The following is a 24,233-nucleotide window of genomic DNA, read 5'->3' as shown; positions in this document are numbered from 1 at the left end:
CATGACATGGCTCTTACCCGCGAACAAATGGCTCAACGCGTCGCCCGCGAAATGCAGGACGGTTTCTACGTCAACCTCGGCATCGGCATTCCAACCCTGGTGGCCAACTACATTCCCGAAGGCATGGAAGTGATGCTGCAGTCGGAAAATGGCCTGCTCGGCATGGGCCCGTTCCCGACCGAAGAAACCATTGATGCCGACATGATCAACGCCGGCAAACAAACCGTGACCGCACGCATCGGCGCCTCGATTTTCTCCTCCGCCGAGTCCTTCGCGATGATTCGCGGTGGCCACGTGGACCTCACCGTACTCGGCGCGTTCGAAGTGGACGTACAGGGCAACATCGCCTCGTGGATGATCCCCGGCAAGCTGGTCAAGGGCATGGGCGGCGCGATGGACCTGGTGGCCGGTGCGGAAAATATCATCGTGATCATGACCCATGCGTCCAAGGACGGTGAGTCGAAATTGCTCAGCCAGTGCAGCCTGCCGCTGACCGGCGCCAACTGCATCAAGCGCGTGCTCACGGACCTGGCCTACCTGGAAATCGAAAATGGCGCTTTTGTCCTCAAGGAACGCGCACCTGGCGTCAGCGTTGAAGAGATTGTGAGCAAGACCGCCGGTAAACTGATCGTCCCGGACCATGTTCCAGAAATGCATTTCCAGTGAGGACAGATTCCATGCAAGACGTCGTGATTGTTGCTGCCACCCGCACCGCCGTGGGCAGTTTTCAAGGTTCGCTGGCCAGTATCCCGGCCCCTGAACTGGGCGCTGCGGTGATTCGTCGCCTGCTGGAGCAGACCGGCCTCGACCCGGCGCAAGTGGATGAAGTGATCCTCGGCCAGGTGCTCACCGCCGGCAGCGGCCAGAACCCGGCGCGCCAGGCCTCGATTCTCGCCGGCCTGCCCCACGCCGTTCCCGCCCTGACGTTGAACAAGGTCTGTGGCTCGGGCCTCAAGGCCCTGCACCTGGGCGCACAGGCGATCCGTTGCGGCGACGCCGACGTCATCATCGCCGGCGGCATGGAAAACATGAGCCTCGCGCCGTACGTGCTGCCCGCCGCGCGCACCGGTTTGCGCATGGGCCACGCCAAGATGATCGACAGCATGATCACCGACGGCCTGTGGGATGCGTTCAACGACTACCACATGGGCATCACCGCCGAAAACCTGGTGGACAAGTACGGCATCAGCCGCGAGGCGCAGGACGCCTTTGCCGCCGCTTCCCAGCAAAAAGCCGCCGCCGCCATCGAAGCCGGACGGTTTGCCGATGAAATCACGCCGATCCTGATTCCCCAGCGTAAGGGCGACCCGCTGGCCTTTGCAGTGGACGAACAACCGCGTGCCGGTACCACCGCCGAGTCCCTGGCCAAGCTCAAGCCCGCCTTCAAGAAAGACGGCAGCGTCACCGCCGGCAACGCCTCCAGCCTCAACGACGGTGCCGCTGCGGTGCTGCTGATGAGTGCCGACAAAGCCAAGGCCCTTGGCCTGCCGGTGCTGGCACGTATCGCCAGCTATGCCAACGCTGGGGTCGACCCGGCAATCATGGGCATCGGCCCGGTTTCGGCCACTCGCCGCTGTCTGGAAAAGGCCGGCTGGCAATTGAGCGATTTGGATCTGATCGAAGCCAACGAAGCCTTCGCCGCGCAATCCCTGGCGGTGGGCAAAGAGCTGGAATGGGACGCTGACAAGGTCAATGTCAACGGCGGCGCCATCGCCATCGGCCACCCTATTGGAGCTTCAGGCTGCCGCGTTCTGGTGACCCTGCTGCATGAAATGATCAAGCGCGACGCCAAGAAAGGCTTGGCGACACTGTGCATCGGCGGCGGCCAGGGTGTGGCGCTGGCCCTCGAACGCAACTGATTCAACGAGCAACATGGAAAGGGCCTGGCTCCACGAAAAGCCGGGCCTTTTCTTTATCGATCCCCCTGAAAAAACTCGGTCAACATATGGGAGCTGGCTTGGCTGCGATGGCCATGGGTATCTACACAACTTTGGGCGCGGCCCTGAATCTGTGACTGCTCGGGAGCCGAAGCCTCTCTAACTGACGCCCCGCGATCCAAATGTGGGAGGGGCGGTGCGACGATTCGACTTGCTCCCGATGGCGGCCTCAGGGCCGACCAGGATGCTGGATCAGAGCGAGTACATATCCGTTGCTGCGGTAACGGCTGCTATAGGTTCCGCCCTTACGGCGTCTCACTTTTGAAAAGCGCAAAAGTAAGCAAAACGCTCTTGCCCCACCACTCGGCACCTCGCCTAGGCTCGGTGTGCCCGTAATCCGACATTGATTTGGGGGGCCGCCGCCACGCGCCATCCATGGCGCGGGGCGGCTAAACCGGCATCCCTGCCGGTTTACCCCCCAAATCACTGTCGAATTCCGGCCAGCGTGGTTTAACGGGGCGCCTAGATCAAAAGCAAGATCACAAGCAAGATCACAAGCAAGATCACAAGCAAGATCACAAGCAAGATCACAAGCAAGATCACAAGCAAGATCACAAGCAAGAGCGACTCGCTTCGCATCGTGGTTACAGTAGCTGCTACAAAGTTGTGTAGATACCTATGCTGCGACGGCAACGCTTCAGCCAGACGCGCCGCACCTGATCAACGTTTCATACAGCGCTGATACCGCTCATCCACGCGCTTGGCGAACCAGGCCGTGGTCAGGTTGCGGGTGATCTTCGGGCTTTTGAGCACGATACCCGGCAGGATGGCTCGCGGCAGCGGCTTGCCGGCGGCGTTGTCGGCCAGGGCGAATACGCGCTTGTAGAGCGTGGTGTCCTCAAAATCCAATTGATCGCCCTGCTCCAGTTGGCTGCGGATACTGGGATTGCGCATATCCAATTTCGCTCCCAGTGAACGCACCGCCAGTTCGGTGGTACCGGGCAGCAGCGAACCATAGCGAATCAAATCCCCATCCAGCGTCAATTCGGTGCCTGAGACACGGCTGACTGCGGCCTGGAACGCGGCATTGCGGCTGGCGTACCAACCCGCGTTGAAATCGGCGAAGCGGTACAGCGGCTGGTCATAGCTCACCGGGTAGCCGAGTAAATGGGCGATGCCGAAGTACATGCCGCCACGACGCGTGAATACTTCACGGCGAATCGTGCCGTCCACCGTGTAGGGATAACCCCGTGCCTGTTTTTGCGCGAAGTCGATGCTGACCTGCATCGGGCCGGCGGTGTGCACCGGGTTGAAGCCGCCAAACAGCGTGTTGCCCAGGGGCACCATGCTGATGAAGTCGTCGAAGATCGCGCTTAGATCCTTTTCCGTGCGTGCGGCGTTCAAACGCTCGGCGTAGGTTTTGCCGGTGGGCGAGCGCACTTGCAAGGCGCTGCGTACGACAAACGCTGGTACATGAACTTTCCCGGCACGCCGCAGGATTTCATCCTGGGCGATCTTGCCCATGCCTGGCACCGGTGGGTCGACCTGAAAGGTGGACTCCTGCTCGGTCACCGCCAGCACGGCGCAGATATTTTCGGTGCTGGGGTAGATCTTCTGGGCGTCGAACGCGGTGTAGATGTCCTGGGCCCAACCGTCGCGGTCCGCGACCTTGGCGGGGAGCAGGCGCACGATCTGCGCCTTCACCTCGGCCTCGCTGCGCTCGGGTTGTTGCGGCCCCCGCGAAGTAGAACAACCGGCCAGCAGCAGCAAGGTGGCGAGGCAGAGGATCAGGCGGCTTGAATACATGAGGCTTCCTTGGTGGACGGCGGGCCGGGCAATGGGGATATCGACAGGCAAGTCTAACCGGGGTTCGTTGCTATGCCGAACCTGGTGCGGCACTGGCTGAAACTTCCCACGTAACCGCCGGATAAGCTCTACTCCCCTGCCCTGAAAACCTCTGCAAAGTCCTTCGCCTGATCAAACAGTGCGAGGGAGTGCAGATGGTTTTTCCAGTGAGAGCCCTGATCGATGGGGCTCACCCATGATCGAAGCAACCGGCCGAGCCATTGGCTTTCTGGTGCTGGCCGCGATGGATTCAAAGACGCGGGACGTCGAATCCGTGCTCAGCGATTTCCGCGGCTGCCTCAACCACTACGATACCTGGGCACAGGGCTTTTTCAGCGCGTCGGCACTGGATGTGGAGCAGGTGTTCAAGGTTGGGAACGAGGTGGCGCTGGTCGCCCCGATCAACCGTTCGATCTTCCCCAGCAGCACCGTCGCTACATGCCAGGCCAACGGCACGTTGACACTGGTGCATATGTTCCAGAGCTCGCGCTTCGTGCCGATCGGCAACACGCCGGTGATGTTGCAGCGCATCGATCCAGACGGTGGGCCGCTGGGCGAGCCGATCCATAAAACCATCGGCCCAAGCGGCATCCTCGAAGTCACCGAGTGCGACCGCAACCAGCGGTACCGGATCAGTTTCTACCCCGACGTTTCCTCGGCGCATTTCAAGGCGCTGTATGCCTCTTATCAGTCGGTCATCACGCCACTGGAAGGCTGGCTGCGCAGCGAATGGGAAACCACCTTCGAACCGCTATGGAAAAACTATTCCGAAGCGAATTTTCTCCAGCGCTACCTCTCGCTGCACCGCGCTTATGCCCAAGGCTTCGGCGAAGTCCTCTACTCGGTTTGGGACAACATCACGCAGTTGCTCCAGTGGTTGTCCGACCCGCTGGCCAACGCTGAAAAGCTGCTGCATTACCTTTCCCAGGACGAGCTCGAAAAACTACTGGCGTTAAGTGCCGAGACCCTCGCCAAGGGTTTGCTGGTGCTCAGCGATGAGCCTTTGCTGTTCGTTCACCTGGCGGCCCTGGTCAGCTGGATGCGCATGCTGCCACCGCCATATATGAACGAAATGCTCGGGGCGATTGGCGCCGAGATCGTCATCACCCTGTTATTGGGACTGGCGTCGGCCGGCATGGGTGTTGTGGTGCGCATCAGCACCAAAGTGCTGGCCGGCATCAAGTCACGCCGGGTGCGCAGGTGGCTGGAGCAGATAGCCGCGCAGTTCGGCACAGCTCGCTTGGAGGGGCACACCGAAGCGCTTAAGCCGGTGCTGCTGGGCAGTGCCCCAATTCCGGTCAAGGCGGTGCCGGTGGCGCCGTTGAAGGCGGGTGACACGCTGGTTTCGAACCCGGTGCCAGCGGTGCGCAGCAAGACCCAGCGTACCGCGTTGGTGCGGCAGGAGGCGGTGGATGATGTGCCTGCCGTGGCTTCGAACCCGAAGGGTGATGCGGCGGCCTCTGCGGATAAAACCGTTACGAACGGCTGCCCGGTGTCGATGGTCACTGGCGAGGAACTGCTGACCCTTACCGATGGCGCGCTGGATGGGGTCTTGCCGTTCGAGTGGACGCGCGCGTATCGCAGCAGTGCGGTGGAAGTGGATTGTGGGTTGGGGTTTGGCTGGAGCCATGCGCTGGCGCAGCGGCTTGTGGTTGTGGGCGATTCGGTGGTGTGGACCGATCATGAGAATCGCTCGACCACCCTGCCCTTGCCGACGGTTTCTCGGCCGGCGATTACCAACAGCCTGGCCGAAGCGGCGATTTATTTGGGGTCGTTGCCTGGTGAACTGGTGCTGGCCCAGGGTTCGCGTTTCTACCATTTTCGCGACGGTGTGCTGACGGCGATCAGCGATGCGTATGACAACCGGTTGTTGGTTGTCCGGGATCGGTTGGGACGGATTGAGCGGCTGGATAACGGCGTGGGCCGCTCTTTGCTCTTGCGTTACGAACTTGATCGCATCGTCGCAGTGGACTATCAGGTTCATCGCGCCACAGGGCATGAACCCTTCGTCTGGGTGACCGAGCAGAACATCGTTGCCTACGCCTATGACGGCGCTGGACGACTAGTGTCGGCGACCAACGCTGTCGGTGAATGTGAGCGTTATCGGTACGACGAGCAGCACGTCATTCTTGAGCGCCAGCTGGCCGGCGGGGCGAGTTTCTTTTGGGAATGGGAACGCGCTGGCAAGGCAGCGCGCTGTGTCCGGCATTGGGCCAGTTTTTCGCAGATGGACACGCGGTATGTCTGGGGCGATGACGGTCGCGTCACCGTGCATAACGCCGACGGCAGCCAGGAAGTTTACGTACATGACCAGCGGGCGCGGCTGGTACAGCGCATCGATCCCGACGGCGCTCAACACTTCAAATCCTACGATGACAAGGGCCGCCTGACCGTCGAGCAGGACCCGCTGGGTGCAGTGACGGCCTATCAATACGACGACGCCGGACGCTTGGTCGCGCTGTTTCCGGGGGATGATGAGCCGACGTCCTACGAGTATGACAACGGTTTCGTACGGGTTATGCGCCGTGGCCAAGCGGTCTGGAAATACGAGCGTAATGACCAGGGCGATGTCGTTCGCCAGATCGATCCGGATGGCAACGCGACCGACTACAGCTACGACAAACAGGGACAACTGACCGGTGTTTGGTATCCGGATCACAGTTGTCATCGGCTGGTGTGGAACGAACGCGGGCAGCTCGTTGAAGAGCAGTTACCGAATGGCGGGATCAAGCGCTATCGCTATGACGACCTGGGCCGGCAGGTTGCGCGTGAGGATGAACAGGGCGCGCTGACTCAGTATCAGTGGGACGCCATAGGCCGCCTGCTAAAGCTGACCCAGCCCGGCGGTACTTGCCGGGAATTCAGCTACAACCCCTACGGAAAAATCACCGCCGAACGCGACGAACTCGGCCACCTCACCCGCTACGAATACGCCGACGGCCTGCACCTGATCAGCCGCCGCATCAATGCCGACGGTACCCAGGTCAAGTACTGCTACGACAACGCCCGCTTACTGCTAACCGCCATCGAAAACGAAGTCGGCGAAACCTACCAGCTCGACTACCACCCCAACGGCCTGATCCAACAGGAAACCGGCTTCGACGGACAACGCACCGCCTACGCCTACGACCTCAACGGCAACCTGCTGGAGAAAACCGAATACGGCGACGACGGCAGTCAGCTCGTCACTCAATACCAGCGCGACCACGCCGGGCGCCTCGTAAGAAAAACCCTGCCCGACGGCAGCGTTGTTGACTATGCCTACGACCGCCAAGGCAACCTCCTCAGCGTCGACGACGGCCACTGGTTCCTGGCCTACGAATACGACCGCCAAAACCGCCTCACCGCCGAACACCAGGGCTGGGGCACTTTGCGCTACGGCTACGACGCCTGCGGCCAACTTCAGCATTTACGCCTACCGGACAACAACCGCCTCACCTTCAACCACGACAAAGGCGGCCACCTCGCCACCGTCGAACTGAACGGTGCGTTGCTGACTTCCCACCTGTTCAAAGCCGGTCGCGAACACCAACGCCAACAAGGCCAACTGCTCAGCCACTACCACTACGACGACCAAAACCGCCTGCACACCCACGCCGTCACCCAACAGGAAAACCACCTCTACCAACGCCACTACGACTACGACAAAACCGGCAACCTCACCCGCCTGCACGACACCCGCAAAGGCGAACACCTTTACCGCTACGACCCGCTCCACCGCCTGACCCGCGCCGATCACTCGCAAGACGCCCAGGAACGCTTCGGCCACAACCCGGCGGGCAACCTGCTCATGCAAGATCGTCCTGGCCCGGACATCGTTGCGGGTAATCGGCTGGTGATCCAAGGCGATCACCACTACGACTATGACGCCTTCGGCAACCTCATCCGCGAGCGGCGTGGCAAGGGTCACTCACTCGTCACCGAATACCGCTACGACTGCCAGCACCGGTTGATCGGCATCACCAAGCCCAATGGCCAAACCGCCAGTTATCGCTATGACCCGTTCGGTCGGCGTATCAGCAAAACCGTCGACGGCATCACCACGGAATTCTTCTGGCAAGGCGACAAGCTGATCGCCGAACACCATGCCGATCGTCATCGCAGCTACCTCTACGAACCCGACAGCTTCCGCCCATTAGCACTACTGGAAGGTTTCGGCCCAGCAGATACACAGCCTTACCACTACCAACTCGACCACCTCGGCACGCCGCAGGAACTCACCACTCCCGACGGCGAAATCGTCTGGTCCGCCCACTACCGCGCCTACGGTGAAATCAGCCGACTCGACGTAGGCAAAATCGACAACCCGCTGCGCTTTCAAGGCCAATACTTCGACCAGGAAAGCGGCCTCCACTACAACCGCCATCGCTACTACAATCCTGATATTGGTCGCTACCTGACGCCTGATCCGGTGAAGCTGGCGGGTGGGATCAATCCATACCAGTACGTGCCCAATCCGACAGGTTGGGTGGATCCGCTAGGATTAAATAATTGCCCCGGAGGGGATGGCTGCCGATCGAAGTCTGAGGTAAAGGACCCTGCAACAGTTACGCCACCAGTTAAAGCGGATCCTAAGCAGCCAATCAATAGCGGCGGAAAATACCTTTATCGGGGTGATAAAAAGACACCAGACCATGTATTTAAAAATGGTTTCAAAAGCAAAGGTGAAAGCAATGACTTGTATCTGCACGCTTTGGATAGTAACAACCCACCAAGTAACTTTATCAGTACTTCTCCATCAACGCTCATAGGAATCGATTTTGCGACTAGATACGGAACTCGAAAAGGATTTCTCTACGTTTTGCGGAAAATCCCCGGACGCGACGTCAACAAAGAGCTTGGGAAATTGGCTCCTTTTGACAACGAGGCAGAAATCGCTATACAAAGTAAAATCAATACAGCAGACATTTTAGGGGTAACTCCAGTTAAGCGTGATGGTAGCTACGTAGGTTATTCAATTCCGAATCCAAACCGGGAGATCCAATGAAAACAAAAAAAATCAAAGCCATAATAGGCAATATGAAAACGTACGTCACTTTTAAGTACGACTCAGCCCATACAAAATTAATGTTCTCCGAAGCAGACAACTTTGAAAAAGTGTATACGGCAGAAGATATGTATATATGTTTAGGAAAAGTTATGACTGACTTCCCACACATACAGTTTCTTTGTAAAGGCGCGAAAATAAATGTCCGCCCCTCAAGCATGTCTTCACAAATGAGTGGCGGGATGGTCGCCTATGAATTGACCCTCGGAAAACGTACGACACGAGAAAACTTGGTTCACATATTTGATTTTGAAGATCAAAATTTGACGAATGATCCACATGAACAGCACCGCTTCTACAAAAGATGGATAGCATCTATAGGTGCCGAACGAAGCGAGCCCTAGGCCATGACCCGAATAGGCCAGCGCCTGCTGGCTGACAACACTCGCGTCTCAACTGGAAAGATTACAAACAGCAAAGAATCCAACAACAGGAGTAGTTGAATATTTCACCTCAGGACCAAAAATCAGGGAGCCTAAATACCCACCTGCCGCAACCCAATTTCTTAGCCATAGGGATCAATTGAATGCAATATATCGAGCACAACTCAATTTCAGAAGGAACGGACTTGCCCAATCATTAGAACCCATGAATATGGGAAAAATTGTAGGCGAAGGATACTCTGGCGACGAGATGAAATATAGCCAACAACCTGAAGCTCGAGTAATACTGAATAGAGACGGCAATCCCAACAGCCTATGCGGAATTATGATTATGAATAAAAGAGCACCCAGCATGTCAATAATTCGCGGACTGCTATTTACGTATGACATCGAGAATACCGACGACCCCAAAAGAGAAGAATTCATCGCATCAAAAGACGTAAATAGCAAAAAAGAACTCGTCGAGCTTTTTAACGAACTGACAAAACCAGAATTTCTAGAATACACCAAATTCGAGCAAAATTGGTTTATTGATTCAATTGAGCACTTCTTAATGACTGGTGATAGCTTTGATGATGTATTCAAGAAAATGACAACTTATTTCGGCGCCGAAGTACTCGACCAGCAAGAATTCATGAGGGTATTACTAAGCTGCTTAAAACATTACGACCTAGAAGTCGTCACAAACGAACAACAATCCACGAACCGGCGGACCTGATCGCGACAGAATTGTTTCCGGCGATGCAAAAAGAAGCATCCGTTACGGCCTTCATGAAATGAACAGCAAGCCGAGCAAGCATCATTCCCATGAGGAAACATGGACGTTTGAGCTAAAGACCAACACAACGAATGTAGATAATACTGTTGTATGAGCCCCATTAACGAAGAAGTGAAATGAAAATATGAACTATCGATGTTTTTTTCCGAACGAGAAATTTTATATGTGAAATTCAGCTCACCTTTTGGAAATGGCGCGGCTTTCTGGCACGGCGCCAACCCCAGCGTCGGTCTACCCAGTAATCAACTCAAATAGAAGCTAAAAAATGAAAGAGCTAGAGATATTTGTAATCAAAAATTCAACTCGAGAAACAGCCACAATAGAATGCGACGGAAGAACAGCAGCACTTTCAATAACTTTTGCCAGCGGACTGAAAAAAACGTATAGCGAAGCAGATATCTATCTATGCTTTGGCTCATTGAGAAAAGAATTTAGTGATATTAAATTTCTATGTAAAGGTTCAAAAATAAATGTCTATCCTTCAGCCATGGCATCACAAATGTCTAGCGGCATCGTAGCTTATGAAACCAAAATAGGTGATACCGATGCAAAACTCGTCCGTATATTCGACTATGAAGAACACGAACTCACAAATGACATCAACGAACAGATTTCTTACCGCAAAAAATGGGCCGAATCATTGCAAATTTAGCTCGGCGGCCATGCAACAAGCAAACCCCGAGACGGAGAACAATAAATTTTTGCCCACTTCATACACGTAAAGTTATTTTGGACCGAATAAAAGAAGCCAAAACCTAAATGACCACCTATTATTTACGGGATATCCAATAGGAAAATGGACACAACACCAACTGAACTACAGCAATTTTTTGGCGCCTACTTCAATCAAGACTGGGTAGACGATCACGCCTGCGCCGACGACGTCATAGACACTTTTCTAATGGACTCGTCCACAGACATAATTTGCACTGTAAGAAAAGAAATTTTAGAACTAATTAACGCCTACACAAACGAATCAGAACTCCTAGAAAACTTACTGCACGAACAATACTGCTACTATTACTACCCCAATGAATGGGCATCAGGGCCGTTATGGCTTCACCACATAATAGAAAAATTCGACAGTTACTTACTCAAGGAATAAAAATAATCTACGGCTCGCTCAGTCAATTAGATCCGTGTAGCCAGGTATGTGGCGCAGCCCCACGCGAACAAGCTCGCTCGCTATAGCGTTAACTAACGCCCTTAAATTTCCGCCAACACCTAATCTAGTTCCGGGGTGAGCTTTAGCCGCACATAAGTCGGCAGGAGGCATCTAATCGACAAACAAACCCGTCCCTTTCCCGCACACAGGATTTCCAAACCCATGAACCAAGACTATTCTGAATTACGACAATTCCTTGCTGGATATTTCAATCAAGACTGGGTTGATGACCACAACAGCGCAAACGACGTAATAGCTTTCTTTATATCCGAATCTTCTAATGAAACACTGACCACAGTGCAGCTCGAACTAGAGAAATTAATTTCCACCCCAAAAACCGAGCAAGAACTTCAAGATTTTCTGCTTTCCGATATCGGATGCTACTACTATTATCCTAACGAGTGGAACGATGGCAAAACTTGGTTAAGACATGTTGCTTCCGCATTAAAAACGGCCAAACCTCAAATAACAGATAAAAACAGAATCCCAGTCGACACTCTCGACCTTTCAAAGTAAATCAACCTCTATTACTGAGTTATGGGGCTGCTACGCAGCCCCGCGCGAGCAAGCTCGCTCGCCACAGGTAGGTTGAGAAGCAGCGCCCTTAAATCCCCGCCAACGCCAAATCCATCGCAAAGTAGGTAAAAATCAAATCCGCCCCCGCCCGCTTGATCGAGCCCAAGGTCTCGCGCACTACGCGTGCCTCATCGATCGCACCCGCCTGGGCGCCGAATTTGATCATGGCGTACTCACCACTCACCTGGTACGCCGCCACTGGCAGGCGTGAGGCTTCGCGGATGTCGCGGATGATGTCGAGGTAGGCGCCGGCCGGTTTGACCATCAGCGCGTCGGCGCCTTCCTGCTCGTCGAGCAGCGATTCGCGGACGGCTTCGCGGCGGTTCATCGGGTTCATCTGGTAGCTTTTGCGGTCGCCCTTGAGGGCGCTGCCGCCGGCTTCGCGGAACGGGCCGTAGAGGGCCGAGGCGAATTTGGTGGAGTAGGCCATGATCGGAATGTGGGTGAAACCGGCGTCGTCCATGGCGCGGCGGATGGCCTGGACCTGGCCGTCCATCGCCGCCGAAGGGGCGATCACGTCGGCGCCGGCGCGGGCGGCGGCCACGGCTTGTTTGCCCAAGTTGACCAGGGTCGCGTCATTGTCGACGTGGGCGCCATGCATCACGCCGCAGTGGCCGTGGTCGGTGTATTCGCAAAAGCAGGTGTCGGACATCACGATCATTTCCGGCACGGCGTCCTTGATGATTGATGACATGCGCGAGACCAGCCCGCGTTCTTTCCAGGTGTCGCTGCCGCTGGCGTCCAGGTGGTGGGATACGCCAAAGGTCATCACCGACTTGATGCCGGCTCGGGCATAACGCTCGATCTCGCCGGCCAGTTTTTTCTCAGGAATACGCAATACGCCAGGCATGCTGGTGATCGGCACGAAGTCGTCGATTTCTTCTTCGACAAAAATCGGCAGCACCAGGTCGTTGAGCGTGAATTCGCTTTCCTGGAACAAGCCACGCAGCTCCGGGGAGCGGCGCAGGCGACGGGGGCGGGCTTGGGGGAACTGGCTGGTCATGGCTTTCCTGAAAAATGGCTGAAATCTTTGGGGCGAAAGCTTATGCCCCAAACACCCGCAGCACAAATGCCGAGGGCCCAACAGTGTATTGCGCGGCACGTAACAATTACATTGATCTAGAGCTGTAGACGGCCTTCGATGCATACCGCAACGGCACCGCCGACCCAGACTTCATCACCCTGGCGCCCGATACGAATACGCCCGGCGCGTCCTATGGCCGTGCCCTGGCTGACCACATAGCGCTCCGGCGCCAGGCCCTCGCTGAGCAACCATTGGGCCAGGCCGGCATTCAAGCTGCCGGTGGCCGGGTCTTCCTGGGCACCGTCGCTGGCGATAAACGCCAACTCGTCGCGTTCACGTCGGATGCGGACCAAACCGATTTCGCACTCCTGAATGACCTCTTGCCCACGCGGAACTCCGCCTGCGTGCAACCACGCCTGCAACTGCCCAACGTTGGATGCCCGGCAAATGGCAGTTCCATCTGCGGGTCCGTCAGGCTGTCGGCCTCTAGCACCACGGCCAGCGGGTTGCCTTTGAGGGGCACGCTGCTGAATACATCCAGTTGCTTGAAATCGAAAGTCGGCATGCTTCAGCTCGGAATGCTCAGGCCACGGATCACCGCTGGGCGTGCGACAAAGCCGTCCAAGGCGCGCAGTACATTGGGGAAGTCGGCGATACCCACCAGGTCGCCCGATTCATAGAAGCCGATCAGGTTGCGAATCCAGGGGAAGGTGGCGATGTCAGCGATGCTGTAGTCATCGCCCATGATCCAGGTGCGGCCTAGCAGGCGTTTTTCCAGTACCTGGAGCAAGCGGCGGGACTCGGCGACGTAGCGGTCACGCGGGCGTTTGTCTTCGTAAGCCTTGCCAGCGAATTTGTTGAAGAACCCCACCTGACCGAACATCGGGCCGATCCCGGCCATCTGGAACATCAACCATTGAAGGGTTTCATAGCGGGTGGCCGGATCTTCGGAAAGCAACCGGCTGGTTTTTTCCGCCAGATAAATCAGGATCGCGCCGGACTCGAACAACGCCAGCGGCTGCCCGCTTGGGCCATTGGGGTCGATGATCGCAGGGATCTTGTTGTTGGGGTTCAGGGACATGAACTCGGGAGACAACTGGTCCTGGGTGTCGAAACTGACCTTGTGTGCCTCGTAGGGCAGGCCCAGCTCTTCAAGCATGATTGATACTTTTACACCGTTGGGCGTAGGCAACGAGTACAGTTGCAGGCGCTCCGGGTGCTGGGCGGGCCATTTACTGTTGATCGGGAAAGCGGCAAGTGCATTCATCGGGAGACATCCCTGGGCGGAAAGCCCCCATGATAGTCATCTGTTCGCCACCCTGCATGGGTCATCATTAAGCAACATTGCCCGGCTAGAATCCCACATGGGCGAACCAAAACGCCCAAGCGCACTCTTAAATGCGCTCGCAGGGTGAATGGAGGCACCTGGCTATACCGACAAGGAACACCCCCAGGACGCACACTGCGCCATTGGGCCGGGCCTGTCCGCCTTAACCCGACGCACGAAGACTCGAACCCATAATGAAGATCAAGCCTCTGCGCCTTGTGCAACAATTCAAACGCCATTCATACATGATGTTACCGCTGCTGCTGGTCACTGCCGGCATTGTCACGGCATTGGATGCCCGCGAAAGCCGCGCACAACCGGTGGACGGCGTGCAAACCCTGGTCTTCCTGCGCCACGGCGAAAAACCGGCCGGCGGCCTGGGCCAACTCAATTGCCAGGGCCTGAACCGCGCCATGAACCTGGCCAGTGTATTACCGGAAAAATTCGGCAAGGCCGATTTCGTATTCGCCGCCAACCCCACGCGCAATGTCGAGGAAGGTGAGCTGGATAACTCCTACAGCTATATCCGCCCACTGATGACCATCAGTCCCAGCGCAATCAAGCTGGGTTTGCCGGTCAACATCAAGTTCTCCGCGAACGACACCAGTGCCCTGGCCGATGAGCTGGTCGAGGACAAGTACCATAACGCGACGATCTACACCGCCTGGTCCCACGGTTACCTGCCGGAGTTGATCAACAAAGTCGCCAGTGAAGCGGCCGGCGAGAAGCACACCATCACCGAAGACTGGTCCGGCAATGACTATGACTCGCTCTACGTGCTGACACTGACCTGGCACAACGGCAAGGCCTCGCTGCTCAGCCGCAACTACAAGCAGGGGCTCAATAATGGTGAGGAAACCTGCCCGGATCCGACCCAGGTCAGCGCAGATACCTGAAGGTTGAGCGTCAGGCGCGTATGATGGCCGCTATTGACTCATCTGCGGATCATCTCCATGCCCAACCTCGCTTCTGCCCAGCCCAACCGGGGCTGGTCGTTCTGGTGCAAACCTGCGCTGTTTCTGCTGGTGGCCTGCATCGGCCTCTACTATGTGAAATGGTCGCCCTACTACCTCAAGGCTTTTGTAGCGGCCGATAACCACAGCATCGGCGCGTCGATTCTCAATGACCAGCAAAGCTCGCCCCTCGCGGCGGCGCTGGCCTATGCCCAGGTGTATTTCCTGGCGATCTGGAAGGCCGCCGTACTGGCGGTAATCCTCGGTTCGCTGCTGCAGGTGTTGATCCCTCGCGACTGGCTGTTGCGCCTGTTTGGCCGCGCGGGCCTGGGCTCGACCCTGCGTGGCGGGCTGTTCGCCTTGCCGGGCATGATGTGCAGCTGCTGCGCAGCGCCTGTCGCAGCGGGTATGCGGCGCCAGAAAGTATCGGTCGGTGCGGCGCTGGCGTTCTGGATCGCCAACCCGGTCTTGAACCCGGCCACCTTGGTGTTCATGGGGTTTGTGCTGGGCTGGGGCTTTACCGCGCTGCGGCTGGTGGCAGGGATTGTGCTGGTGGTGGGTGTGTCGTTGGTGGCGCAGCGCATTGCACGTCCGGAGCAAGTGCCGGAAGCGGCGCTGCAGGCTGTGGCCGAAGTCAGCACTGTTGAGTCCGAAGCTTTCCTGGGGCGCTGGTTACGGACCTTGTGGCAGCTGTTCTGGAGCACCATCCCGGTGTATATCCTCGCGGTGCTGATCCTTGGCGCGGCGCGGGTCTGGCTGTTCCCCCATGTGGACGGGGCGATGGCCGACAGCCTGGTGTGGCTGGTACCGCTGGCGATTGTCGGCACGTTGTTCGTGATTCCTACGGCGGCGGAGATTCCCATCGTACAAACCATGATGACCCTGGGCATGGGCACCGGCCCGGCCGTCGCCTTGCTGATGACCCTGCCGAGCGTGAGCCTGCCGTCGCTGCTGATGCTGCGTAAGGATTTCGATGCGCGGGTGCTGGTGACGGTGGCCGGGCTGACCATGCTGATGGGAGTGGTGTGCGGGTTGATCGGGGCGGTGATTCTTTAGGTTTTGCGTGAAGGCTTCAGTGCACCCCCGCGACCCAAGTGTGGGAGGGGGCTTGCTCCCGATAGCGGTCTGTCAGTTAAAAAATGGGTGACTGCTGCACCGCAATCGGGGGCAAGCCCCCTCCCACAGGTTAAGAACGCCGCAGACCCGATGTGGGAGGGGGCTTGCTCCCGATGGCGGCCTGACAGCCAACCAGGATGTATAAAGCTGCGTGATCTCAATGGCATCCAAAAACTCACCCCACCCGAGCAGCCCGCTCGCGCAGATACTCCACCACCGCGCCCTGCTCCCCGGCAAATTCGATGCGCGCGCCTTTGCTCTCACGCTGAAACGCATACATCGGGTCGTAATACTCACGCAACAACCCTTCAATCCACACCCGGTGCAAATCCACGCCGCCACTGCGCGCTTGCTCCGCCAGGGCGTCCTGCAAAATCGCCTGCAGCCGCTGGAAGCGTTCGCCACCCAGGCGCTTGTGGATATTGGCCAGGCTCTGGGTAAGCCGTTCGGCAAACATCGCCTGGCCATTTTCACCCCATACGTCGATGAACTCGGCGCACAGGTCGACCACGTAATCGCGCAGGATGCGTTCCACGCGGCCTTCAACGCTGTCTTCCAGCCACACCATTGGAAACGCCTGCATACCTTTGTGCAACGGCAGCGGCAGCGCGCAACTGCCGATCATGCGGCTCTCATCCTCGACCACGAACTGCTCGATGCCTGCCGCGCGCTTTTTCAGCAGGTCTACCGCGAGGCGGTTTTCGAAGTCGATAGTGGACGGTTGCGCCGTGGCGCGCTTGCCGAAGCTGGAGCCGCGGTGGTTGGCGTGGCCTTCCAGGTCCAGGGCGTTGCGGAGTTGGCCGAGCACTTCGGTTTTGCCGGTGCCGGTCATGCCGCCGAGTAAGACGAAATCAAATTGGACGGTGGCCTGCTCGAGCGTGTCCAGCAGGAAGGTGCGCATGGCCTTGTAGCCGCCGCCGACGCGGGGGTATTCGATACCCGCCTCGGTTTTCAACCATTGCTGCACGATCTGTGAACGCAGCCCGCCGCGAAAGCAATACAGGTAGCCGTCTGGATTGGCCTGGGCGAACTGCGCCCACTGCGCGATGCGTTCGGACTTGATCGGCCCCGACACCAACTCATGGCCCAGCACGATTGCAGCTTGCTGGCCTTGCTGCTTGTAGCAGGTGCCTACACGTTGGCGCTCCTGGTCGGTCATCAACGGCAGGTTGACCACCCCGGGAAACGCGCCTTTGGTGAATTCGACCGGCGCACGGGTATCCATCATCGGCCGGTCGTTGAGGAAGATGTCGCGGTAATCGGTGATATCAGTCGCCATCAAACCACCTCTACCGCGTTGCTCTGTCGCTCAAGCAGTTCGCCGATCGGCTCGAGGGTAAGGCCCAGTTCAGCGGCCACCGCGTGGAACTCGGCGTCGCCTTCGGGCGTGACGGCGATCAGCAGGCCGCCGCTGGTTTGCGGATCGCACAGCACGCGCTTGTGCAGCTCCTGCACACGCCCGAGCTTGCTGGCGTAGCTGTCGAAGTTGCGCAAGGTCCCCCCCGGTACGCAACCCTGCTCCAGGTAGTACTCGACGCCCGGCAGACGGGGCACTTTTGCATACTCGATGCGAGCCGTGAGGCCGCTGCCGTCGGCCATCTCTACCAGGTGACCAAGCAGACCGAAACCGGTGACATCGGTCATCGCCGTCACCCCGGCCAATTTGCCGAAACGGCTACCGGGTTTGTTGAGGGTGCACATCCAGTCGCGGGCCAGGCCGATATCCTCCTCGCGCAACTTGCCTTTCTTTTCGGCGGTCGTGAGGATGCCGATGCCCAAGGGTTTGGTCAGGTACAGCTTGCACCCGGCGGTGGCGGTGTCGTTGCGCTTCATATGGCGTTTTTGCACGATGCCGGTCACGGCCAGGCCGAAGATCGGCTCCGGGGCATCGATGGAGTGCCCACCGGCCAGCGGGATGCCGGCAGCGTCGCAGACCGCGCGGCCGCCACGAATGACTTCGCGGGCAATCTCCGGCGCCAGCACATTCACCGGCCAACCGAGAATGGCGATGGCCATCAACGGGTCGCCGCCCATGGCGTAGATGTCGCTGATGGCATTGGTGGCGGCAATACGGCCGAAGTCAAAGGGGTCGTCGACGATCGGCATGAAAAAATCGGTGGTGGAGACCACGCCGCGCTCGTCGTCGATGGCGTACACCGCCGCATCGTCACGGGAGGCGTTGCCTACCCACAGATTGGGATCGAGGTTCTGTGCGCCGCTGCCGGCAAGGATCACTTCCAGCACCTGGGGCGAGATCTTGCAGCCGCAACCCGCACCGTGGCTGTACTGGGTAAGGCGAATCGGCTCGTTCATGGTGGACCTCAAGCTATCAAGTGCGCCGATTCTAGCAGACAGCAAAAGGCCGGCTGGGCTCATATGAACCCAGCCGGCCTTTTGGTGCAGCGCTTACTGGCGGGCAGCGAGCAAACGCTTGTGGCGGTTACGCCGTGCGATATTCAGGCACTCGATAGCCGCCGAGAACGCCATGGCCGCATACACGTAACCTTTGGGCACATGGGCGCCGAAGCCTTCGGCGATCAGCGTCATGCCGATCATGATCAAAAAGCCCAGGGCCAGCATCACCACGGTCGGGTTGTCGTTGATGAACTTGGCCAACGGTTCTGCCGCCACCAGCATCACGATCACCGAGGTCACCACGGCGATGATCATGATCGGCAAGTGTTCGGTCATGCCGACTGCCGTGATGATGCTGTCGATGGAAAACACCAGGTCGAGCAGCAGGATCTGTCCGATCGCCGCAGCAAAACCGATGGCGACGGTATTGCCGAGCGTGGTCGTTTCCTCCGGCTCCGGGTCCATGCTGTGATGGATCTCGGTGGTTGCCTTCCATACCAGAAACAGGCCACCGGCAATCAGGATCATGTCCTTCCACGAGAACGCCTGGCCGAACACTTCGAATACCGGCGTCGTCAATTGCACGATAAACGCGATGGTGCTCAACAGGCCCAGGCGCAACACCAACGCCATGCTTATGCCAATGCGTCGCGCCTTGGCCCGGTGCTGCTCGGGTAATTTATTGGTGAGGATCGAGATGAAGATCAGGTTATCGATGCCCAGCACGATTTCCATGACGATCAAGGTCGCCAGTGCGATCCAGGCGGTGGGGCTGGCGGCCAGTTGTAAAAGATAATCCATAGGTCAGTCCTGACGTTGTGCTGGGAAATTAGGTTTCTTGGGTATGGGATTCTGCATCTTTTTCTGGCTGATCATCCTTCTTCTGCGGATTAATCAGGCCCTGGGTCGCTTCACTCAATGCCTGCTCGGCGGCTTTCTGGGTGTCATCGATTGCTTGCTTGGCCGTTTCGGTGGCTTTGCCCAGTACCTGCTGCGCGCTTTTCTCGACTTGATCACACCCGCCGATCATCACCAATGAAAGCGCAAGCAGTGCAGCTGCGCCCAGGGAATTGAGTTTCATGATGTATTCCTCGTTAGAACGCTTGGGTCCAAATAGTAGCCCCGCGATAGCGACGCATTCTATGCAGGCAAACAGTTCAGGAAAATTCGTATTTTTCTCGCGTATACTTCGATTTTTACGAAGTGTAGAAAGCAATGCTCAACTATCGTCAATTGCATTACTTCTGGGTGGTGGCAAAGGCCGGCAGCATCGTGCGCGCCTGCGAGCAACTGAACCTCACGCCCCAGACCATCAGCGGGCAGATCAGCCTGTTGGAACACACCTTTGGCATCGCCCTGTTTCAGCGCGTCGGCCGCCAGTTGGAGCTGACCGAAGCCGGACGCCAGGCGCTGCCCTATGCCGAGCAAATGTTCCAGACCGGCAATGAATTGGAGGCGATGCTGCGCGCACAACCCAACGAGCAGCAGATTGTATTTCGCGTCGGCGTGGCGGATGTGGTGCCCAAGTCCATCGTGTACCGGCTGATTGCCCCCACCATGGAGCTGAGCGAACCGATCCGCATCACCTGCCGTGAAGACAAGCTCGAACGGTTATTGGCCGACCTGGCCATCCAGCGCCTGGACCTGGTGATCTCCGACAGCCCGATGCCCACGCACCTGGACATCAAGGGCTACAGCCAGAAGCTGGGGGAATGTGGCATCAGTTTTTTCGCCACCCAGGCGTTGGCTGACCAACATAGCGGCGATTTCCCAGGGTGTTTGCACGGCGCACCGTTGCTGATCCCCGGCGCAGAGACCGTGGTGCGCAGCCGTTTGCAACGCTGGTTTGCCGATCAGCAGATTCAACCCAGGATCATCGGCGAGTTCGACGACAGCGCGTTGATGCAGGCCTTCGGGCAATCGGGCAGCGGCATCTTTATCGCCCCCAGCGTGATCGCCGATGAAGTGGTGCGCCAATACGGCGTGGCGCTGATCGGCCAGACCGACGCGGTGACCGAGTCGTTTTATGCCATCTCGGTGGAGCGCAAGGTCAAGCACCCTGGCATCGTGGCGATTACCGAGGGCGCCCGACGCGAGCTGTTTACCACCCTGCCCTGATGACACGCCCGCGCCGATGAATTCAAATCCGACAGTGCGGGTGACGGAATGACGCAGCGAACGGGACTCGTCCTACAGCATGTTAGACTTCGCGCCTGCTGCCTACAGTACTTTCTCCTTGCAATGCTGTGCCCTACTAAAAAAATCAGAGACAACTGTTTATGACTGCTGCCCCTTCTCTGCTGCAACGTTTAATGCGCGTCAGCCTGGTCACCCAAATTATCATCGGCCTGATCGCCGGGATTCTGCTGGCCCTGTTGCTGCCTGAGGCCGCCAAGGCCACCGGGTTTATCGGCAAAGTGTTTGTCACGGCGTTGAAGGCCGTCGCGCCGATCCTGGTGTTCGTGCTGGTGATGGCGTCTATCGCCAATCATAAACACGGCCAGGAAACCCATATCCGGCCGATCCTGTTCCTGTATCTGCTGGGTACCTTTGCCGCTGCCGTGGTTGCGGTGGTTGCCAGCATGCTGTTTCCGTCGTCCCTGGTCCTGGCCACCCATGACGCCACCGTGAGCGCTCCCGGCGGTATCGGCGAGGTGCTGCAAAGCCTGCTGCTGAGCGTGGTCGATAACCCGGTCAGCGCACTGATGAATGCCAATTTCATCGGCATCCTGGCCTGGGCCATCGGCATGGGCATTGCCATTCGCCATGCCGGCGAAACCACCCGCACGGTGCTCGATGACCTGTCCAACGGTGTGACGCTGATCGTGCGCGTGGTGATCCGCTTTGCCCCGCTGGGGATCTTCGGCCTGGTCGCCTCGACCCTGGCCACCTCCGGCTTCGGCGCCCTGCTCGGCTATGCCCACCTGCTGGTGGTGCTGATCGGCTGCATGCTGTTCGTGGCGCTGGTGGTCAACCCGGCCATCGTATTCTGGAAACTGCGCCGTAACCCGTATCCGCTGGTGCTGCTGTGCCTGCGCGAAAGCGGTATTACCGCGTTCTTCACCCGCAGTTCGGCGGCGAATATTCCGGTGAACCTGGCGCTGAGCAAACGCCTGGGCCTGCATGAAGACACCTACTCGGTATCGATCCCGCTCGGCGCCACGATCAATATGGCCGGCGCCGCGATCACCATTACGGTGCTGACCCTGGCGGCCGTGCATACGCTGGGCATTGCCGTAGACCTGCCCACCGCCGTGCTGCTCAGTGTGGTCGCGGCCATTTGCGCCTGCGGGGCTTCGGGCGTGGCCGGTGGTTCGCTGCTGTTGATTCCGCTGGCGTGCAGCCTGTTCGGCATTCCTAGCGAGATCGCCATGCAGGTGGTGGCTGTAGGTTTCATCATCGGTGTGCTGCAGGATTCGGCGGAAACCGCGCTCAACTCGTCCACCGATGTGCTGTTCACTGCGGCGGCGTGCCTGGACAAGGATGAACGGCTGGCTTGAACGCCAGCTGTAAAAAAGCCCGGGCCGTTCATTGAAGAACGCACCCGGGCTTTTTAGTGGGTGCTTAGAAAGCGCCCATGTAATCACGCTTGCCCACTTCAACGCCGTTATGGCGCAGCAAGGCGTAAGCGGTAGTGACGTGGAAGAAGAACTGCGGCAGGCCGTAGGTCAGCAGGTAGGACTGGCCGCTGAAGCGCTTCTCTTTCGGGGTGCCTGGGCGGGTGACGATTTCGATGCCTTCCTTGCCGTCGATCTGCTCGGGCTTGATGGTATCGACGAAGGCCAGCACCTTGGCGATCAGCGCTTGCAGGTCGGCGAAGGTGACTTCGCTGTCTTCGTACTTCGGCACTTCGATCTCGGCCAGGCGCGCGGAAACGCCCTTGGCGAAGTCGACGGCGATCTGCACCTGGCGCACCAGCGCGAACATATCCGGGAACAAGCGCGCTTGCAGCAGAGCGTTCGGCTCGATGTTCTTGGCGGTGGCGTGGGCTTCGGCTTTGTTCAGCACATCGCTGAGGGCGTTGAGCATTTGCTTGAAGACTGGGATAGAAGCGGCATACAGGGAAATGGTCATGTCAGTCTCGTGGTAATGGCAGGGTTGGAACCAGCGACGATTATAGCCATGCCTGCTGCTTGTCTTTTATTTTTTCCGGCTTAGGCTAGTGGATTCACTGCATAGGGAAAGCGCGATGACCGCCGAGCACGACACCGACACGCCTGAGCCGCGCCTGAATAGCACGGAAATCCGCATCCTGGGCTGCCTGATCGAAAAACAGGCGACCAACCCGGAAACCTACCCCCTGACCCTCAACGCCCTGGTGCTGGCGTGCAACCAGAAAACCAGCCGGGAACCGGTGACCAATCTCAGCCAGGGCCAGGTCGGCCAGAGCTTGCGCGTGCTGGAAGGCCAGGGTTATACCCGGCTGGTCATGGGCAGCCGCGCCGACCGCTGGGAACACCGCGTGGACAAGGCGCTGGAACTGGTGCCCGCGCAAATGATCCTGATCGGGCTGCTGTTCCTGCGCGGCCCGCAGACAGTCAATGAGTTGCTGACGCGCAGCGGGCGCATGCATGACTTTGAGGACGCCGAGCAGGTGGTGCACCAACTCGAACGCCTGATTGCACGGGGCCTGGCGCTATTGGTGCCGCGCCAGGCGGGGCAGCGCGAGGACCGGTATACCCATGCGCTGGGGGACCCGGCGGATATCGAAACGATTATTGCCGCGCGCGGCAACCCGGTGGAGCGCGGCGGCGGGGGCGTCTGCGTCGAGCGTATCGAAGAGCTGGAAGCGCGAATTGCGGCGCTGGAAGAACGCCTGGCGCAGTTGGAGCAGGCCTGACGAGGGTCCCACCGGAGAGCGGGGTTGCCCGCTCTCCCGGTTGGCGCTGCGCAGCGTATCAGCTTCGGGCGAACGCCACGGCCGCCTGAAATTGCTCCGGTGTAGGACGCACACCGGTATACAGCACAAACTGCTCCAATGCCTGGATCGCAATCACTTCAAGGCCGGTAATCACCCGCTTGCTCTGGGCACGCCCGCGCACGATCAACGGGGTTTCAGCGGGGATCGCCACGACATCGAACACCGTCTCGGCTTGATCAACGGCATCGGCCTCGAACGCCAACTGATCCGCCTCTGCCCCGCCGGTCATGCCAATCGGTGTCACGTTAACCAGCATGCGCGGGCGCAACCCGCCCAGTTCAGCCTGCCACTCATACCCCAGGTTACGTGCCAGCGCCCTGCCCGCCACCTCATTGCGCGCCACGATCACCCCATTGGCGTAACCGCCGTCACGCAAGGCGCTGGCCACGGCCTTGGCCATGCCGCCGCTGCCGCGCAGGGCGAAGCTTGAGTCCTTCGGTACCTGGTGTTTTTTCAGCAGTTGCTCGACGGCAATGTAGTCGGTGTTGTACGCCTTGAGACGGCCGCCGGTGTTGACGATGGTGTTCAGAGAATCGATGGCTTGAACCGAATCGTCCAGTTCGTCCACTAAAGCGATGGCAGCCTCCTTGAACGGCATCGACACGCCGCAACCCCGGATGCCCAGCGCCCGTATGCCACCGATCGCGCCGGGCAGATCCTGGCTGCTGAAGGCTTTATAGTAAAAATTCAGGCCCAACTGCTCATACAGATGGTTATGAAAGCGCAGGCCGAAATTCCCGGGACGCGCCGACAGTGACATGCACAGTTGGGTGTCCTTGTTGGGGTGCATCTGCATGGGTAGCTCCTTGAAGTAAGCAAATCGGTACAGACCTTACACAACCTTTACCTACCGGCTGTGCTGTTTT

Annotated in this window: 22 protein-coding genes and 1 pseudogene; 13 read left to right on the top strand and 10 right to left on the bottom strand. The window is 58.3% G+C overall.

What is annotated here, in order from left to right; translation table 11 throughout:
* Positions 1-6: 6 nt before the first annotated feature.
* Entirely contained in the window at positions 7-666 is a 660-nt protein-coding gene (locus tag C4J92_RS09595; protein WP_003211625.1) for a CoA transferase subunit B, read from the top strand.
* A gap of 11 nt (positions 667-677) precedes the next feature.
* Entirely contained in the window at positions 678-1,859 is a 1,182-nt protein-coding gene (locus tag C4J92_RS09590; protein ID WP_124403667.1) for an acetyl-CoA C-acetyltransferase, read from the top strand.
* A 738-nt stretch (positions 1,860-2,597) separates the two neighbouring features.
* Here C4J92_RS09590 and C4J92_RS09585 read toward each other — a convergent pair.
* Positions 2,598-3,683, bottom strand: coding sequence for a DUF1615 domain-containing protein (locus C4J92_RS09585; protein ID WP_124403666.1), 1,086 nt, complete (start codon positions 3,681-3,683; stop codon positions 2,598-2,600).
* A gap of 235 nt (positions 3,684-3,918) precedes the next feature.
* On the opposite strand from C4J92_RS09585, the gene C4J92_RS09580 reads away from it, so the two are divergent.
* From C4J92_RS09580 to C4J92_RS09555, 6 genes are all read left to right on the top strand, one after another.
* Positions 3,919-8,709 (top strand): RHS repeat-associated core domain-containing protein, encoded by a 4,791-nt coding sequence (locus C4J92_RS09580; RefSeq protein ID WP_124403665.1) that lies wholly within the window; start codon positions 3,919-3,921, stop codon positions 8,707-8,709.
* Positions 8,706-9,113, top strand: coding sequence for a hypothetical protein (locus C4J92_RS09575; RefSeq protein ID WP_124403664.1), 408 nt, complete (start codon positions 8,706-8,708; stop codon positions 9,111-9,113). Before C4J92_RS09580 ends, C4J92_RS09575 begins: the two co-directional genes overlap by 4 nt.
* Positions 9,114-9,357: 244 nt before the next feature.
* Positions 9,358-9,870 (top strand): hypothetical protein, encoded by a 513-nt coding sequence (locus C4J92_RS09570; protein WP_305955737.1) that lies wholly within the window; start codon positions 9,358-9,360, stop codon positions 9,868-9,870.
* Between the two features lie 325 nt (positions 9,871-10,195).
* On the top strand, positions 10,196-10,582 hold the full coding sequence (locus C4J92_RS09565) for a hypothetical protein (protein ID WP_124403663.1): 387 nt from the start codon (positions 10,196-10,198) through the stop codon (positions 10,580-10,582).
* Positions 10,583-10,726: 144 nt separating this feature from the next.
* On the top strand, positions 10,727-11,035 hold the full coding sequence (locus C4J92_RS09560; protein WP_124403662.1) for a contact-dependent growth inhibition system immunity protein: 309 nt from the start codon (positions 10,727-10,729) through the stop codon (positions 11,033-11,035).
* Between the two features lie 222 nt (positions 11,036-11,257).
* Positions 11,258-11,611, top strand: coding sequence for a contact-dependent growth inhibition system immunity protein (locus C4J92_RS09555; RefSeq protein WP_124403661.1), 354 nt, complete (start codon positions 11,258-11,260; stop codon positions 11,609-11,611).
* Positions 11,612-11,699: 88 nt separating this feature from the next.
* Here the strand turns inward: C4J92_RS09555 and hemB are convergent, their stop codons facing one another.
* From hemB to C4J92_RS09540, 3 genes and pseudogenes are all read right to left on the bottom strand, one after another.
* Positions 11,700-12,674, bottom strand: a complete 975-nt coding sequence (gene hemB, locus C4J92_RS09550; RefSeq protein WP_124403660.1) for a porphobilinogen synthase — start codon at positions 12,672-12,674, stop codon at positions 11,700-11,702.
* 116 nt (positions 12,675-12,790) lie between these two features.
* Positions 12,791-13,260, bottom strand: a pseudogene (locus C4J92_RS09545) (PhzF family phenazine biosynthesis protein).
* A 3-nt stretch (positions 13,261-13,263) separates the two neighbouring features.
* Positions 13,264-13,962, bottom strand: coding sequence for a glutathione S-transferase N-terminal domain-containing protein (locus C4J92_RS09540; RefSeq protein WP_124403659.1), 699 nt, complete (start codon positions 13,960-13,962; stop codon positions 13,264-13,266).
* A gap of 254 nt (positions 13,963-14,216) precedes the next feature.
* Between C4J92_RS09540 and C4J92_RS09535 the strand changes: the two genes are divergently transcribed.
* Together C4J92_RS09535 and C4J92_RS09530 are read left to right on the top strand one after the other, a co-directional pair.
* The gene (locus tag C4J92_RS09535) at positions 14,217-14,918 is read left to right on the top strand and encodes a histidine phosphatase family protein (RefSeq protein ID WP_124362121.1); all 702 of its coding nucleotides are present in this window, start codon (positions 14,217-14,219) and stop codon (positions 14,916-14,918) included.
* Positions 14,919-14,975: 57 nt separating this feature from the next.
* Entirely contained in the window at positions 14,976-16,031 is a 1,056-nt protein-coding gene (locus tag C4J92_RS09530; RefSeq protein ID WP_124403658.1) for a permease, read from the top strand.
* 235 nt (positions 16,032-16,266) lie between these two features.
* Here the strand turns inward: C4J92_RS09530 and mnmH are convergent, their stop codons facing one another.
* From mnmH to C4J92_RS09510, 4 genes are all read right to left on the bottom strand, one after another.
* On the bottom strand, positions 16,267-17,370 hold the full coding sequence (mnmH, locus tag C4J92_RS09525; RefSeq protein WP_124403657.1) for a tRNA 2-selenouridine(34) synthase MnmH: 1,104 nt from the start codon (positions 17,368-17,370) through the stop codon (positions 16,267-16,269).
* Positions 17,370-18,404, bottom strand: a complete 1,035-nt coding sequence (gene selD, locus C4J92_RS09520) for a selenide, water dikinase SelD (protein WP_124403656.1) — start codon at positions 18,402-18,404, stop codon at positions 17,370-17,372. The genes mnmH and selD overlap by 1 nt, the downstream gene beginning before the upstream one ends.
* A gap of 93 nt (positions 18,405-18,497) precedes the next feature.
* The gene (locus C4J92_RS09515) at positions 18,498-19,247 is read right to left on the bottom strand and encodes a TerC family protein (protein WP_124403655.1); all 750 of its coding nucleotides are present in this window, start codon (positions 19,245-19,247) and stop codon (positions 18,498-18,500) included.
* A 28-nt stretch (positions 19,248-19,275) separates the two neighbouring features.
* On the bottom strand, positions 19,276-19,527 hold the full coding sequence (locus C4J92_RS09510; protein ID WP_124366539.1) for a hypothetical protein: 252 nt from the start codon (positions 19,525-19,527) through the stop codon (positions 19,276-19,278).
* Positions 19,528-19,661: 134 nt separating this feature from the next.
* On the opposite strand from C4J92_RS09510, the gene nhaR reads away from it, so the two are divergent.
* Complete coding sequence (nhaR, locus tag C4J92_RS09505; protein ID WP_124403654.1) at positions 19,662-20,564, top strand: transcriptional activator NhaR; 903 nt, start codon at positions 19,662-19,664, stop codon at positions 20,562-20,564.
* 161 nt (positions 20,565-20,725) lie between these two features.
* Positions 20,726-21,946 carry a serine/threonine transporter SstT gene (gene sstT / locus C4J92_RS09500; RefSeq protein ID WP_124366537.1) on the top strand — a complete coding sequence of 407 codons (1,221 nt, stop codon included), beginning with the start codon at positions 20,726-20,728 and terminating at the stop codon, positions 21,944-21,946.
* 64 nt (positions 21,947-22,010) lie between these two features.
* On the opposite strand, the gene C4J92_RS09495 is transcribed toward sstT, so the two are convergent.
* Positions 22,011-22,520 carry a DUF1993 family protein gene (locus C4J92_RS09495; RefSeq protein ID WP_124362113.1) on the bottom strand — a complete coding sequence of 170 codons (510 nt, stop codon included), beginning with the start codon at positions 22,518-22,520 and terminating at the stop codon, positions 22,011-22,013.
* 115 nt (positions 22,521-22,635) lie between these two features.
* On the opposite strand from C4J92_RS09495, the gene C4J92_RS09490 reads away from it, so the two are divergent.
* Positions 22,636-23,286, top strand: coding sequence for a YceH family protein (locus C4J92_RS09490; RefSeq protein WP_124366536.1), 651 nt, complete (start codon positions 22,636-22,638; stop codon positions 23,284-23,286).
* Between the two features lie 58 nt (positions 23,287-23,344).
* On the opposite strand, the gene C4J92_RS09485 is transcribed toward C4J92_RS09490, so the two are convergent.
* Entirely contained in the window at positions 23,345-24,163 is an 819-nt protein-coding gene (locus C4J92_RS09485) for a shikimate 5-dehydrogenase (RefSeq protein ID WP_124403653.1), read from the bottom strand.
* Between the last annotated feature and the right edge of the window lie 70 nt (positions 24,164-24,233).

The sequence above is a fragment of the Pseudomonas sp. R3-18-08 genome (assembly GCF_003852065.1).
In the GTDB taxonomy this organism is placed as follows: domain Bacteria; phylum Pseudomonadota; class Gammaproteobacteria; order Pseudomonadales; family Pseudomonadaceae; genus Aquipseudomonas.
Note: the sequence above shows the minus strand (reverse complement) of the source record. Positions and strands in the feature narration are given on the sequence as shown.

Coding starts and splice junctions, on each gene's coding strand:
- hemB (WP_124403660.1), bottom strand. CDS start 12,674: ATGACCAGCCAGTTCCCCCAAGCCCGCCCCCGTCGCCTGCGCCGCTCC.
- C4J92_RS09580 (WP_124403665.1), top strand. CDS start 3,919: ATGATCGAAGCAACCGGCCGAGCCATTGGCTTTCTGGTGCTGGCCGCG.
- C4J92_RS09575 (WP_124403664.1), top strand. CDS start 8,706: ATGAAAACAAAAAAAATCAAAGCCATAATAGGCAATATGAAAACGTAC.
- C4J92_RS09540 (WP_124403659.1), bottom strand. CDS start 13,962: ATGAATGCACTTGCCGCTTTCCCGATCAACAGTAAATGGCCCGCCCAG.
- C4J92_RS09570 (WP_305955737.1), top strand. CDS start 9,358: ATGAATATGGGAAAAATTGTAGGCGAAGGATACTCTGGCGACGAGATG.
- C4J92_RS09595 (WP_003211625.1), top strand. CDS start 7: ATGGCTCTTACCCGCGAACAAATGGCTCAACGCGTCGCCCGCGAAATG.
- C4J92_RS09590 (WP_124403667.1), top strand. CDS start 678: ATGCAAGACGTCGTGATTGTTGCTGCCACCCGCACCGCCGTGGGCAGT.
- C4J92_RS09535 (WP_124362121.1), top strand. CDS start 14,217: ATGAAGATCAAGCCTCTGCGCCTTGTGCAACAATTCAAACGCCATTCA.
- C4J92_RS09485 (WP_124403653.1), bottom strand. CDS start 24,163: ATGCAGATGCACCCCAACAAGGACACCCAACTGTGCATGTCACTGTCG.
- mnmH (WP_124403657.1), bottom strand. CDS start 17,370: ATGGCGACTGATATCACCGATTACCGCGACATCTTCCTCAACGACCGG.
- C4J92_RS09585 (WP_124403666.1), bottom strand. CDS start 3,683: ATGTATTCAAGCCGCCTGATCCTCTGCCTCGCCACCTTGCTGCTGCTG.
- C4J92_RS09515 (WP_124403655.1), bottom strand. CDS start 19,247: ATGGATTATCTTTTACAACTGGCCGCCAGCCCCACCGCCTGGATCGCA.
- C4J92_RS09495 (WP_124362113.1), bottom strand. CDS start 22,520: ATGACCATTTCCCTGTATGCCGCTTCTATCCCAGTCTTCAAGCAAATG.
- C4J92_RS09565 (WP_124403663.1), top strand. CDS start 10,196: ATGAAAGAGCTAGAGATATTTGTAATCAAAAATTCAACTCGAGAAACA.
- C4J92_RS09510 (WP_124366539.1), bottom strand. CDS start 19,527: ATGAAACTCAATTCCCTGGGCGCAGCTGCACTGCTTGCGCTTTCATTG.
- nhaR (WP_124403654.1), top strand. CDS start 19,662: ATGCTCAACTATCGTCAATTGCATTACTTCTGGGTGGTGGCAAAGGCC.
- C4J92_RS09530 (WP_124403658.1), top strand. CDS start 14,976: ATGCCCAACCTCGCTTCTGCCCAGCCCAACCGGGGCTGGTCGTTCTGG.
- C4J92_RS09555 (WP_124403661.1), top strand. CDS start 11,258: ATGAACCAAGACTATTCTGAATTACGACAATTCCTTGCTGGATATTTC.
- selD (WP_124403656.1), bottom strand. CDS start 18,404: ATGAACGAGCCGATTCGCCTTACCCAGTACAGCCACGGTGCGGGTTGC.
- C4J92_RS09490 (WP_124366536.1), top strand. CDS start 22,636: ATGACCGCCGAGCACGACACCGACACGCCTGAGCCGCGCCTGAATAGC.
- C4J92_RS09560 (WP_124403662.1), top strand. CDS start 10,727: ATGGACACAACACCAACTGAACTACAGCAATTTTTTGGCGCCTACTTC.
- sstT (WP_124366537.1), top strand. CDS start 20,726: ATGACTGCTGCCCCTTCTCTGCTGCAACGTTTAATGCGCGTCAGCCTG.